Genomic DNA, 14,658 nt, shown 5'->3' with positions numbered 1-14,658 from the left:
GGGTAAGAACCCGAAACGCCACTCACGACCCCAAAGCGAAAAGCGAGCCCTTACACGGTGTCGAACTCGGACTCGAGTTCCTCGATCTCGTCCTTCCCCATGTCGACCAGTTCGAAGTCGGCGGCGGGTTTCCGCGCCGCGGGGACCTCGTCCGGCTCCTCCCCCAGCTCGACGAACGACGCGAGCCCCGCCGGTGTCCGGTACTCGAACACCTCCCGCGCGCCGAAGGTCATCCCCTCACGCCGGGCCCGCGCCGCCAGCTGCATCGAGACGATCGAATCCCCGCCCAGCTCGAAGAAGCTGTCGTCCGCGCCCACCCGGTCCAGCCCGAGCATCTCGGCGAAGAGTTCGCACAGCAGCCGCTCGATCTCCGTGACCGGTTCCCTGCCGGCGATATGCCCGCTGAAATCGGGCTCCGGCAACGCTTTCCGGTCGACCTTCCCGTTCGCGTTCACCGGCAGCGCGGCCAGCGCCATCACCACCGACGGCACCATGTACTCCGGCAGTAGCCCGGCGATCCGGTCGCGCAGCCGCACCGGGTCCACCCCGGCGCCGGACACGATGTAGCCGATCAGCCGTCCGTCGCGGACCGCCACCACCGCCTGGTCGACGCCCGGCTGGTCCGCCAGCACCGCCTCGACCTCGCCCGGTTCCACGCGATAGCCGCGAATCTTGACCTGGGTGTCCGCGCGTCCGGCGAAGACCAGCTCACCCTCGTCGTTCCAGTACGCCAGGTCCCCGGTGCGGTACATCCGCTCGCCAGGCGTGAAGGGATCGGCGACGAACCGTTCGGCCGTCAACGCGGTACGACCGAGGTAACCGTGCGCCACCCCGGCGCCCGCGATGTACAGGTCGCCCGCGACTCCCGGCGGCAGCGGCCGCAGGAAGACGTCCAGCACGTACAGCCGCCGCCCCGGATGCGGTTTGCCGATCGGCAGCGTCGAGCCCAGCTCGTCGCCGGGCCTGATCACCTTCCACGACGCGCAGAACGTCGTCTCGGTAGGGCCGTAGGTGTGCAGGACACGCAGGTCCGGACACGCCTGCCGCACCCGCTCGACCGCACCGAGCGGCACCACGTCCCCGCCGGTCTGGAAGTAACGCAGCCCCGCGAAACAGTCCGGTTTCTCCTGCACCAGCGCGCGGAACTGGCCGGCGGTGAAGTTCACCGACGTGAGGCCTCGCGCCGCGTGCGCGGCGAGGGTGTCCGCGTCGATCACGCCCGGACCGGCGAGGATCACCCGCGCGCCAGCCACGAGCGGCACCAGGACCTCGTACAACGCCGGGTCGAACGTGTGCGGCGCGTGCATCAGCACCGCGTCACCCGGGTGCAGGTCCCACACCTGGTAGCCCAGCAGCGCCGCGACGCCACCGTGGGAGACGGCCACGCCCTTCGGCGTTCCTGTCGAGCCGGACGTGTACATCACGTACGCCAGGTCGTCCGCCCCGACCGGGACCAGGGACGCCTCGCCCTCGACCGGGTCGTCCACGACGATCCGCGGATACCCGGACGGCGTCGCGGTCCCGGCGCGGCACACCACCGCGGCCGCCGAGGAATCCTCCAGCATGAACGCGACCCGCTCGGCCGGATAGTCCGGATCGATCGGCACGTACACCGCGCCGGCCTTCCACACCGCGAGCCAGGCCGCCAGCAGTTCCGCCGACCGTTCGACCACGACCCCGACGCGGTCACCACGCCGCACACCTCGCGCGGTCAGCACCGTCGCGAGCTTGCCGGACCATTCGTCGAGTTCCGCGAACGAATACTCCCGGTCCGCGGCCACGATCGCCGTCGCGTGCGGAGTCCGTTCCACCTGGCGGCCGAACAGCTCCACCGCCGACGACGCGTCGACGATGTCGTCCGTTTCGTTCCAGCGCTCGACCACCAGCGCGCGGCCGGCCTCGTCCAGTACGTCCAGCCTGCCGACCGGCGTCCCCGGTTCCGCGATGATCCGCTCCAGCACCAAGGTGAGCCCGTCCAGCGCCGCCTTGGCGACCGAGGCCTCGACGACGTCCGCGTGATACTGCAGTTCGATCTCCAGGCTTTCGCCCGGCATCACGCCGAGGGTCATCGCATACGGCGTCGCCTGGTTGAAGTCCCGCAGAGTCAGGCTGAGCGCGGACGGCGAGTCAGCTGCCGGGTCGGCGTAGTTCTCGAACACGACGATCGTGTCGAAACCCGCCTCGCCCAGCTTCTGGATCTCCGGCAGGCCGAGATGGTGGTGCGCCATCATCTCCGACTGCCGCCCCTGCAGTTCCGTGAGCATGCGCAGGACCGGCCGGCGGGCGTCCAGCCGCACCCGCACCGGCACGGTGTTGATGAACAGCCCCACGGTCTGCTCCGCGCCGGGCAGTTCGGCGGGCCGCCCGGAGACCACCGCGCCGAACACGACGTCCTGACGGCGCGCCAGCCTCGCCAGCACCAGCGACCACGCGCCTTGCACAAGCGTGTTGAACGTCAATCCGTTGCGGCGGGCGAACTCGGCCAGCGCGGAGGTGAACTCCGGCGAATGGCGGACCACCTCGCTCGACGGCAGCCCATGCGCCTTTCCGGGAGTTTCGGGAAGCCCGAGCGACGTTCCGTCGGCCCCGTCCAGCTCCGCGCGCCACGCCGCCTTGGCCGCCTCCTTGTCCTGCTTTCCCAGCCAGGCGAGGTAATTCCCGTAGGAACCAGGGGCACGCGCGACGCTACCCGTCGCATAGATCTCCAGGAGATCCGCCTCGATGAGCGCCCGCGACCAGCCGTCGATGAGCAGGTGATGGCTCGTGGTCACGAGGCAGTGCTTGTCCGGGCCGAGCCGGATCAGCATCAGCCGCAGCAACGGCGGCCGCGTGAGGTCGAACCGCGTGGAGCGCTCCTTCTCCGCGATCGCGCTCACCTCGGCCAGTGCGTCGGGTTCTGACAGATCGGACAGATCGCGTTCGGCCCACGGAAGCTTGACGTCCCGGGGAATGAGCTGAATCGTCTCGCCGTTCTTCCGCCGCTGGAAGCTCGCCCGGAGCGCCGCGTGCCTGGCGAGGACGATCTCCCAGGATCTCCGGAATCGCTCCGTGTCCAAGGGCCCGTCGATGATCTGCGACTGCTGGATGAGGTGGATGTCGGGCGCCTCGTCGTCCAAGGAGGCGTGGTAGAGCATGCCCGCCTGCATCGGGGAAAGCGGCCAGACCTCGGCCAGCGCCGATCCAGAAGTTGTCGTCGAAGTGTTCACGATGCCCGGCCTTCGCTGAGTTCCGCTGCCAATGCTTCGAAGCTCTCGATCTCGTCCTGGTCCAATTCGAGGAGACCGAAATCGGATGCGGTGTGCCCGCCCGCGGCGGGGTCTTCCGCTTGGGAAGCCAGTCCGGACAACACGTCCAGCAACTCCTGGACCAGTCGTGCGATTCCGGCTTCGTCGAACACGTCGTCCGACCATTCGAGCATGAGGATCAGTTCCGGCCCGTCCGGCAGGTCCTGGACGATCACGTTGACGTCGAGTGCGTGCGGCAGCCGCATGTCCGCGTCGATCGAGCCGCCGATCTCGCCGACCTGCTGCCACGCCCGCACATCGCCACTCTCACCGGCGGCGAACCGGCCGAGGTAGTTGAACCCGATGCGCGCCGACGGCAGCGCCGCCAGCAGCGGCTCAGTCTCGGCGTTGAGATGGCGCAGCAACCCGTACCCGAGCCCGTCGCCGGGCACCGCGCGCGACTGTTCCTTCACCGCCTTCAGCAAGGTCCCGGCCGCCGCGTCACCGGCGAGCACCCCGGCCAAATCGATCCCCGAGACGTCGAGCCGCACCGGATGTGTGCTGGTGAACCAGCCCACCGTCCTGGACAGGTCCATTCCCTCGGCCGGATGACGACCATGGCCCTCGACGTCCACCAGCACCGAGTCTGACGCACTCCACCGGGCCACCGCTCCCGCGAGCCCGGCCAGCAGGACCTCGTGCACGCCGCAGTGGAACACCACCGGCGCCCGCCCGGCCAGCACCGACGTCTGAGCCGAAGGCACCACCCATGACTTCGAGCGCACCTTCCCCGCCGGGGCACGTCCGGGCTTTTCCTCGTGCCCGAGAATCGCTTGCCACGCCGGGAGTTCCGCGACCCGCTCGGCGGAGACCGCCCACTCCTGGAGCAGACCCGCCCATCGGCGGAACGACACCGCCACCGGCTCCAGTCCGGGTTTCCGGCCGGCGGCGACGGCTTCGCACGCCGCTCGCAGATCCGACGCCAGGACTCGCCACGAGACCCCGTCGACCACGAGGTGATGCGCCACCACGATCAGACGGCCCACCCGGTCCGCTCCGGCGTCCAACCACACGATTTGGACGACCACGCCCGCGGCGGGATCCAGCCGCGCGACGGCCTCCCTCGCCGCGGCGGACTCGTCCAGCGGGCCCTCGACCTTCACCCGGGTAAAGGTCGCGGGAGCGCCGCGCTCGCCGACCAGCAGCCGTCCGTCGACTACCCGTGCCCGCAGCATGTCGTGCGTGTCCAGCACCGCCGAGAGCCCGGCTGTCAACGTTTCTTCCGTCAGATCCGCCGGGGCGCCCAGGACCATCCACTGCGCGAAGCCCGGCGCCGCGACGCCGTCCCCGAACAGCCGCATCACCGGCGTCAGCTCGACTTCACCGATGCCATCGGTGGCCCTGCCCGATTCCTGCCGCGGCGCCAGCGCCACCAGCTGCGCGAGCCGTTCCGGAGTCCGGTGTTCGAACACCTGCTTCGGGGTCAGCGAGATGCCGTCGCGACGCGCTCGGGACGCGACCTGCATGGACGAGATCGAATCTCCGCCCAGCTCGAAGAAACTGTCCTCGACCCCGACCCGCGCCAGCCCGAGCACCTCGGCGAAGACCTCGCACAGGATCCGCTCGGCCTCGGTCGCCGGCTCCCTGCCGACCGTCTTCGACGAGAAATCCGGTTCGGGCAACGCTTTCCGGTCGATCTTCCCGTGCGCGGTCAGCGGCAGGACGTCCAGCGCCATCACCGCCGCGGGCACCATGTACGCCGGCATCCGCTCGGCGAGTTCGGTCCGCAGCGCCTCCGGGTCGACGTCGCCCGGCGACACGTAGGCGACCAGACGCCCTTGGCGAACCGTCACCGTGGCCTGCGTGACCCGAGGGTTGTCGGACAGCGCGAATTCGATCTCGCGCGGCTCGACCCGGAACCCGCGGATCTTCACCTGGTCGTCGGCCCGGCCGGCGGACACCAGCTCGTCCTCGTCCGTCCAGTAGGCTAGGTCGCCGGTCCGGTACATCCGCTCGCCGGGCACGAACGGATCCGCGACGAACCGCTCCGACGTCAGCGCCGCGCGACCCAGATACCCCCGCGCCACACCGATTCCCGCCAGATACAACTCGCCGACGACGCCGCGCGGCAACGGGCGCAGGAACGCGTCCAGCAGATAGCCGCGCACCCCGGCGATCGGCCCGCCGAACGGGATCACCTCGCCGTGCGGCGCCAGCGGCATGCTCACCGTCGCGCAGATCGTGGTCTCGGTGGGCCCGTAGGCGTTGAGCATCCGGCGGTCGGCCGAGAGCCGGTCCACCAGTCCCGGCGGGCAGAGCTCTCCCGCCGCGGTCACCGTCTCGACCCCGGCCGGGAAAACGTCGACGGTGGCCAGCACCGACGGCGGAGCCTTCACGTGCGTGACGTCCCACCGCTCCAGCGTGTCGCTCAACGACGCCTGCGGCGGCAGATCCTCGTCCGGCGGCATCACCAGCGTCGCCCCGGAAAGCAACGCCATCATCACCTCGGACACGATGGTGTCGAAGCCGAGCGCCGCGAACTGCAGGACGCGGGACGACGGCGTCACGGCCAGGCGTTCGATATGCGCCATCGCCAGGTTGCCCAGGCCCGAGTAAGTGACGATCACGCCCTTCGGGGTTCCCGTCGATCCCGACGTGTAGATCACGTACGCCGCGTCGCGCATCCCCACCTTCGGCAAGACCACGTCCGGGGCCGCCGAAAGGCCCAGCTCGTCGAGCACCACGAGCCGGTCCGCGAACTCCTCCGGCACCGCGTCGCGCGTCTTTCCCTGACACACCACCAGCATCGGATCCGAGCTGCCGAAGATCAGCTTCACCCGCTCGGCCGGGTACGCGGGATCCACCGGGACGAAGACGCCGCCCGCCAGTGACACCCCGAGCATCCCGATCAGCCACCACGCGGACCGTCCGGCCACCAGTCCGACGCGGCGCTCCCGGTCGACGCCCGCCGCCCGCAGCACGGCGGCGAACCTCGTCGCCCGGTCCCACAGTTCCGCGTAGGTCAGGTCGCCTTCGCCGTCCGTGACCGCCACCGCGTCCGGCCGCTCGGCCGCCATCCGCCCGATCAGCTCCGGCAGCGGCTCGCCGTCGATCAGCGCGGGTGCCCAGCGGGGCAACGGGATCTCGCCCATCCCGGTCCGTCCGACGAGCGCGGACGGATCCTCGACGATCGCGCCGAGGGCTCCGGCGAACCAGTCCAGCAGGGAGTCGGCGACGGCCTCGTCGATCTGCCCGCGCCAGTAGGCGAGCTGGATCCGGAACTCCTCGCCCGGGATCACCCCGACCGTCACCGGGTAGTGGGTGCCCTCGACCGTGCCCAGATACGAGAACTGGTCGGCGAAGTCCCGCGGGTAGTTCTCGAACACCAGCAGCGTGTCGAACATCGCGCCGGGTCCGGCCGTCTTCTGGATCTCCGTCAGCCCCAGATGCTGATGCGGCATCAGCTCGACCTGGCGCCGCTGGAGAGCGGTGAGCATGTCCACAACGGACTGCTTTCCGTCCAGCGAGACCCGCACCGGGATCGTGTTCATCATCAGTCCCGGCATCGACTCGACGCCAGGGAGTTCGGCGGGACGGCAGGCGACCGTGGTGCCGAACACGACGTCGGTTCGCCGCGCGAGCCGCGCCAGCACCAGCGCCCACGCGCCCTGCACCACCGTGTTGAGCGTCAGCCCGTGGTCGCGGGCGAACGCGGTCAGCCGGGTGTAGAGCTCCGACGCCAGATGGGTGACGCGGTAGTCGTAGTCCGTCGCGGAGTCCGACTTGGCGACGAGCGCGGGCACGTCGATGTCCGACAGCTCCGCCTGCCAGGCCGCCCGCGCCGCGTCCTTGTCCTGCCTGTCCAACCACGCCAGATAGTCGCGGTACGAGGCGGCCGTCCGGTCCGGGAAGCCACCGGAGGTATAGGCCGCCGACACCTCGTTGAGGATCACCGCCACCGACCACCCGTCGGTCAGGATGTGGTGGTTGACGACCAGCAGTCGATGCCGGTCCTCGCCGGTCTTGATCAGCACGAGCCGGAACAACGGCGCCTTGGCGAGGTCGAACCGGTCCCGCTGTTCCTCCACGGACAGCGCCTTGACAGCCTCTTCGACATCGCTCGCGCCGGTCAGGTCGACCTCGCGCCACGGCAGCTCGACGCGTCCGGCGACGGCCTGCACCGCCTTGCCCGACGCGAGCCGGTGGAAGGTCAGCCGGAGTTCGGGATGCCGGGCGAAGACCGCCTCCCACGTCGACCGCAGCCTGGCCACGTCCAGCGGCCCGGTCAGCTCCACGATCCACTGGGTCTGGTAGATGTCGGGGCCCTGGTCGTCGAGGGTCGTCTGGAAGAGCAGACCCGCCTGAAGCGGCGCCAGCGGCCAGACCTCGACGGCGTCGGGGACCGCGGCCGCCAGTTCCGTCTCGTCTTCCGCGGTCAGCTCGACCAGGGGGCCGTCGACGGGCCGGTCCTCCACGGCGCCCGCCACCGCGGCCAGCCGCGCGGGAGTCCGCTCGCCGAAGATCTGCGACGGCGTCACCAGCAGACCGGCCTTCGCCGCCCGGGCCGCGACGCGCACCGCGAGGATCGAATCCCCGCCCAGCTCGAAGAAGCCGTCGTCGACACCCGCCCGCTCGATGCCGAGCACCTCGGCGAACAGTCCACAAAGGACACGCTCCGCCTCGGTGGCGGGTTCCCGTCCGTCGGCCTTCGCCGTGAAATCGGGTGCGGGCAACGCCGCCCGGTCCACCTTGCCGTTGCCGGTCAGCGGCAGCGCGGCCACCGCCATCACCACGGCCGGGACCAGGTAGTCGGGCAGGACCGCCTGAAGCCGCTCGCGAACGAGCGCGGGATCCACGTCCGCCACCACGTAACCGATCAGGCGGCCGTCGATCGGCACCACGACGGCCTCGTGGACGTCCGGCTGGGCGGTCATCGCGGCTTCGACCTCACCGGGTTCGATCCGGAACCCGCGGATCTTCACCTGGTCGTCGACGCGGCCCGCGAAGAACAGTTCGCCATCCGGTGTCCACTTCGCGAGGTCACCGGTGCGGTACATCCTCTTGCCCGGCGCGAACGGATCCGCCACGAACCGCTCCGCCGTCAGCCCGGCCCGGTCGAGGTAGCCGTCGGCCAGCCCGGCACCGGACAGGTACAGCTCGCCGACCACGTCCGGGGCGACCGGCCGCAGCGAGTCGTCCAGCACCCGGGCCTGCCGTCCGGCGAGCGGACGCCCGATCGGCAGCACCGGCACCGGGTCGTCCTCCGGTTCGAGCACGTGCCACGTGGCGCACAGCGTCGTTTCCGTCGGCCCGTACAGATGCCGGATCCGCGCGCCGGGCGCGGCGTGGCGCACCCGGTCCACCGCGTGCGCGGGCACCAGGTCCCCGCCGGTCAGGATCTCGCGCAGCCCCGCGAACGACTCCGGCGCTTCCTCCGCCACCGCACGGAAACTGCCCGCGGTGAGATGCGCCCGCGTCACCCCGGCCGCGACCGCCTCCCGCAGCCGGCGGGCGTCCACCGGCCCCGGCGCGGCGATCACCACCCGGGCACCCGACACCAGCGGCACCCAGATCTCGCACAGGGACGCGTCGAAGGAATGCGGCGCGTGCATGAGGACCGCGTCGTCGGGTTCCATCGCCCAGCCGGGATCGCCCACCAGGTCCGCGACGCTGGAATGCGGGACGGCGACGCCCTTCGGCTTGCCCGTCGAGCCGGACGTGTACATCACGTACGCCAGGTCCTCCGGGCTCGCCGGAGCGACCGCGACGTCACCCGCTTCGTCCGTGACGACGATCGCCTCGATCCCGTCCGGGACGCTGTCGCGCGTCGCGGCCGAGCACAGCATCAGGGACGCACCCGAATCCGCGACCATGAACGCCACCCGCGCCGCGGGATACGAGGCGTCCACCGGCACGTACGCCGCGCCCGCCTTCCAGACGGCGAGGAGCGCCACCAGCAGATCCGCCGAGCGGTCCAGCATCACCGCGACCCGGCGGGCGCCCCTGGCGACCAACCGGCCGGACAGCCTGCCCGCCAGCTCGTCGAGCTCCCGATAAGTGAGGAGCCGGTCCCCGTCGGCCACGGCCACCGAGCCGGGCGCCCGGCCCACCTGCCTGGCGAAGAGATCGAGCACCGTCGGTGCGGCCTGCGCTGCGGAACTCATCGTCATCCTCCGTAGACCACGGTGTCCAGCGGCTCTTCGTCGAACTCGTCTTCCTCGGGTTCCGGCTTGGGCGCGTTGTGCTCCGGCCTGGCGAACTGCGTGTGGTAGAGCTCCGAATACAGCCCGCCCCTGGCCAGCAACTCGTCGTGCGTCCCGCGTTCACGGACCGTTCCGCCGTCGATCACGAGGATCTGGTCGGCCTCGCGGATCGTGGACAACCGGTGCGCGATCACCAGCGACGTCCGATCGCGCAGCGCGGTCTTGAGCGCCCGCTGGACGGCCGCCTCCGACTCGGAGTCCAGATGTGCGGTGGCCTCGTCGAGCACGACGACTGTCGGCGCCTTCAGCAGCAACCGGGCGATGGCCAGGCGCTGCTTCTCCCCACCGGACATGCGGTAGCCGCGGTCCCCGGTGACGGTGTCGAACCCGCGGGGCAGCGACTGGATCAGGTCCCAGATCTGCGCCCCTTTGCAGGCTTCGACCAGCTCTTCCTCGGTGGCGGTCGGACGGGCGTAGAGCAGGTTCTCCCGGATCGTGTCGTGGAAGAGGTAGGCGTCCTGGCTGACCACCCCGACCGTGCCGCGGATCGAGTCGAAGGACAGGTCGCGCAGATCGTGCCCGTCGAAGCGGACCGCGCCGGCGTTCGGGTCGTACAGCCGGGAGACCAGATGCGTGATGGTGCTCTTCCCCGCGCCGGACGGGCCGACGAGCGCGGTGAGGGTCCCGGCGGGCGCCTCGAAGCTGATGCCGCGCAGGACGTCCGCCGTCTTGTCCCCGTTCTCCCGCTTGGTCCGCAGGTGCTCCAGCGAAGCCAGCGAGACCTCGTCCGCGGTGGGATAGCGGAACACCACGTCGTCGAACTCGATCCCCGGCGCCTTGCTCTTCTCGAGTTCCTTCGCGTCCGGGCGCTCCTGGATCAGTGGCTTGAGATCGAGCAGCTCGAAGATCCGCGCGAAGCTCACCACCACGGTCTGCGCGGTCTCCTGCAGCCCGGACAGCTGGGTGATCGGCCCGAACAGCCGCCCCAGCAGGGTGGCGATGGCGATGAGCGTCCCGAGCTGGAACGCCCCCTCGATCACGAGCCCGCCGCCGACCCCGTAGACGACCGCCGTGGCGATCGACGCCATCAGCGCCATCATGGCGAAGGACATCCGGGCCCAGATGGAGATGCTCACGCCGATGTTGCGGATCTTCCCGGCACGCTTGCGGTAGTCGGCCATCTCCTCGTCCGGGCGGCCGAAGAGCTTCGAGAGCATCGCGCCCTGGACGTTGAACCGCTCGTGGAGGAGCCCGCCGAGCCCGGCGTTCGTCTCCATCAGCGTTCCGGTGCGGCGCTGGATGATCCGCCCCACCCAGATCCAGGGAATGACGAACAGCGGGACCAGCACCAGCGTGACCACGGCGACCAGCCAGGACAGGTAGAACAGCTCGGCCAGCACGAGCAGGACGGTGACCACGCTGGTGGCCGCCATCAGCAGATGACCGAACGCCTGCTGCGCCATGATGAGCTCGGTGTGCAGCCTGCCGACCAGCACCCCGGTCTGGGTGCGGGTGAAGAACGCGATCGGCAGCCGCCGGACGTGATCGAGGGCCTGCACCCGGAGGTCGTAGGTGACCCCCTCCCCGATCTTCGCGGAGACGTAGGCGGACAACAGCGACAGCAGCGCGCCCGCCACGGCGAGGCCGGCGGTCAGGACCGCCATCAGGATGACGACCCCGAAGTCGTTCTTCAGGATGCCGCCGTCGATGAGCTCCTTCATCAGCAACGGAGTCGCGACGACGACGAACGCCTCCATCGCGGCGATGAGGACGAAGATCGCCACCTTGCCGACGTGGGGGCGGAAATACGCGAGGACTCTGCGCACCGTCCCCGGACGGACCCGGTTCGACCAGGGATCGGGGTCGTCATCGCTCTTGGGCGACGCCCCGAAGCGCAACATTACTTCCATTTGGGCATCCCTCTCACGCACGAAGTCGGCGAGTTCAATCGTGCTGAATCGTGTCGATGTCCACGAGTGGTCCCGGGAACATCTCCGGTCTGTTTGTCCACAAAGGACGCAGTCCGCTCGGTGGCCGTGTCGCGAAAGCCACTTTCGCGACGTCTGATGTCCCGAAAGTGGCTTTCGCGACACGCGGGCAGGCCTCCCTCACGACCGACGTGGGCCGAAGGGGCCCATCACCGCATCAGACGCGGTGAAGGACGCCTTCACCCCGCTATCGCCCGGCCGGACCGGCGGGGATCCGGCCGTGGCCGTCCACCCCGCGCCGCAGCAGATCCGTCACGTCGTCCAGGTCGCCCGCCCGCAGCGCCGAGGCCGCCGCGGCGAGATCGGCCGCGATCCGGTCGAGGACCGCCGCCACCGGCAGCGCGTTCCCGGCGAGGATCTTCCGCCACAGCAAAGGATTTCCGGCCGCGATGCGGGTGACGTCACGCAACCCCTGCCCGGCGAGGCGCAAAGCGACGTCGTCGCCGTTCGCCAGGCTCGCCGCCACCGCCGAGGCGGCCACGTGCGGGGCGTGCGACACCAGCGCCACCGCCGAGTCGTGCTCGGCCGCGCCGACGGTGACGGCCTCGGCCCCGCACAGCGACACCAGTTCGCAGGTCAGCCGTAGTGCCTCGGCGCCGGTTTCGACGCCGGGGCACAGCGCCCACGGACGGCCCGCGAACAGGCCGGTGCGGGCCGCGGCCGGACCCGATCGCTCCCGTCCCGCGAGCGGATGCCCTGGCACGTAGGAGATCAGGTCGCAGCCGAGCCGCTCCGCGTCGGCGATCGGACCGGCTTTGACGCTGGCGACGTCGGTGTACGCCCGCGCCGCGCCCTGCTTCTGGAGTGCGGCCAGCCGCTCCCCCACGAGGTGCGGCGGGACGGCGATCACCGCCAGATCCACTTCCTCACCGGTCCATTCGCGGCCGGCGCCGAGCTCCCGCGCCACTCGTACGGCGTGTTCGTCGATGTCGGTGAGATGGACCGTGACACCCTTTTCCCGCAGGGACAACGCGGCCGACGTGCCGATCAGGCCGGTGCCGACGACGAGCGCCTTCTCGATGGTCACAGCTACTTCTTAGGCCGCTCTCCCGGCGATGTCGAGCCGCAGGGCCTGGGCACCGCGCGGAAAACGAAGAGGACTTTTCCGCGTGAGATGCGGAAAAGTCCTCTTCGGGTTACGCGATCACCGTGCGGCCAGATCGGTCGCCCGGCTCTCCAGGTGATCCGCGAACCCCGCCCAGACCCGGGCGTGATCCCTGGCGAATCCGGCGACCACGCCGTACAGGTGCGGCGGGACACCGTGCAGGATCCGTTCCCATTCCTGCCCGTCCATGGAGTGCATGGCGAGCATGCGCAACAGGATCCGGCCGACCTCGCTCAACCGCAGCGCCGGGTCGGCCTTGAGCCGCTCCAGCACGGTGAGCCGTTCCCGGTCCAGCGAGTGACCGAGGTCGGTTTCCGTCAGGCTCAACGGATCCGGCTTCGTGCGCAGTCTCCTGCTCCCGTCCGGGGTCGGGCTTTCCCCACGCTCCAGCCTGCCGCGTACGTCCCGGACCGTCTCCGGGGAGATGCCGACCTGCTTGGCCACCTGACGCAGTGAAAGACCGGGATCGTTGCGGATCAGATCGGCGGCGAGCTTCCGCCGCTCCGAGCTGTCGACGGGCCGGATCCGCCCGTCCCGCCCGATCCTGGCGCCATTTCCGCCTTCGCCGCCCCGCCTGCGCAGGTCCGCCACGGTTCCCGCGGAAATGCCGGTCGCCGAAGCCACCCGCCGATCGGACCACTGCGGATGTGTCCCGATGATCTGGACGGCCGCCCGTTTCCGATCCGCCAGGGAAAGCGGCAGACCGTGCCGGATGTTCGCTTCCACCGCGAGAACGAAGGCGTCGGACTCGGCGCCGTCGATGAACCTCGCGGAGATTTTCGTATCGCCTCGTACTCGTGCCGCCTTCAGCCGGTGCAGGCCATCGACCACCTGCATCGTCGGTCGGTGAACGAGAATGGGCGGTAGCTCCCACTCCGCCGACAACAGTGTCTCGACATGCTCTGGATCCTCGCCCGAAGTTCGCGGCGAACAAGCAGTGGACAGTCTCGACAGCTCGATTTCGACGACAGGGAGAGCGGACAAGTCAACTCTCGTCGGATCCACCTAGCCCCCATTGAATCTGTTGATTCAGCAACTTTCAGACACGGCACGGAAACCCCACCGTCCAACTGCTCGGCTTCGGTGCTTGGACACCATGAACCCGTCCGACGCCGGCCTCGGCCGCAGGGCGGGATGTCCTCGACGGTGAGGAACCCTCAAGCGCCACAGGCAGAACCGCATGCGGCGGCCCGCCTCGACGGTCTCCCAGCTGACCGTTGGCGCGTATTCCGACGAACTACCGAAGCTGAACGGCATCCTCCCATCGCCCCGACGGCGATCTGCGAGACGAACGCTCGACGGCTTCGGCCCGGCAGGACCGACACTTGGTCAGCCTGACGAAACCGACACCCGCTTCAGCGCCAGGTCCCGGACATGTCCGATCTTATGACTCCATACCTGCTCGGTTCAGAGGATCGGCGAGTGAAGTCTTTGGTTTGCCTCGTGGTCGCGAGTCACCGACGCACCCCCTCTGTCCCCAGCAAAGCGTGCACACCATGTCAGCCCCAGCTGATGCACACCTGTGCAGCATGGCATGAACAATCCATGTCGGCAATTGACGAACAGTGTGATTTTCGTAGTGAACAGGGGGTCCAAGATCAATATCCGGAACTCCGCATGCCGTATTGACTCGTTTGGCGAACATAAGTAAAGGGCCCGCGTACAAGCCTTGTTCCCGGTCGTCCGGTTAGCCTGTTCGCAGGTCTTGTTAGGCCGTTCGCGCGGCTCGTCTTCTCTCCGGATGATCACAGCACCGGCGGTTCATGTTCCGTTCTTCGACACTTGTTCACACGAACGGCCGAGCCCGCGTCCCACGGTCCGGGCGGAATCTCACCCGGCCGGGATCACCCGCGAGCAAAGCGAAGCGTGGCAGGCTGGAAGCCGGCCCCGGTTCGTCCGTGCCGTCATGGTCGGCGGCGCCGTCCACCGATCCACCGGAAGGAGGTTTCGTGCGCACAGGACAGGAAAAGGACAGCGTTCGACCTCCCCCGATCACCACGCGGGACGGACCACACCGTCCGGCCCCCGCACGGACATTCATAGGATGAAATGGTGTTCGCGGCAATTGTCGCCGCGAGAGTGCCTTCACAAACCCCGAAGCGTGTGAAGGCCCCCTTCCCTCGGCTGAGCCGAGGGAA

The 14,658-nt window shown here is 69.5% G+C and carries 3 protein-coding genes and 1 pseudogene; all 4 read right to left on the bottom strand.

The genetic code is table 11. The features are described from left to right. Positions 1-50: 50 nt before the first annotated feature. The 4 genes and pseudogenes from LCL61_RS42525 to LCL61_RS00140 all read right to left on the bottom strand — a co-directional run bounded on the left by LCL61_RS42525 (position 51) and on the right by LCL61_RS00140 (position 13,357). Positions 51-9,334: pseudogene (locus LCL61_RS42525) on the bottom strand (amino acid adenylation domain-containing protein). A 56-nt stretch (positions 9,335-9,390) separates the two neighbouring features. Next, positions 9,391-11,337, bottom strand: a complete 1,947-nt coding sequence (locus tag LCL61_RS00150) for an ABC transporter ATP-binding protein (protein ID WP_340684941.1) — start codon at positions 11,335-11,337, stop codon at positions 9,391-9,393. 265 nt (positions 11,338-11,602) lie between these two features. Next, positions 11,603-12,442 carry a prephenate dehydrogenase gene (locus LCL61_RS00145; protein WP_340684940.1) on the bottom strand — a complete coding sequence of 280 codons (840 nt, stop codon included), beginning with the start codon at positions 12,440-12,442 and terminating at the stop codon, positions 11,603-11,605. A 117-nt stretch (positions 12,443-12,559) separates the two neighbouring features. Beyond that, the gene (locus LCL61_RS00140; protein WP_340684939.1) at positions 12,560-13,357 is read right to left on the bottom strand and encodes a winged helix-turn-helix transcriptional regulator; all 798 of its coding nucleotides are present in this window, start codon (positions 13,355-13,357) and stop codon (positions 12,560-12,562) included. Positions 13,358-14,658 lie beyond the last annotated feature (1,301 nt).

Origin of the sequence: Amycolatopsis coloradensis (assembly GCF_037997115.1) — a bacterium.
Classification (GTDB): Bacteria; Actinomycetota; Actinomycetes; order Mycobacteriales; family Pseudonocardiaceae; genus Amycolatopsis; species Amycolatopsis coloradensis_A.
This window is presented reverse-complemented; position numbering and strand designations above follow the sequence as displayed.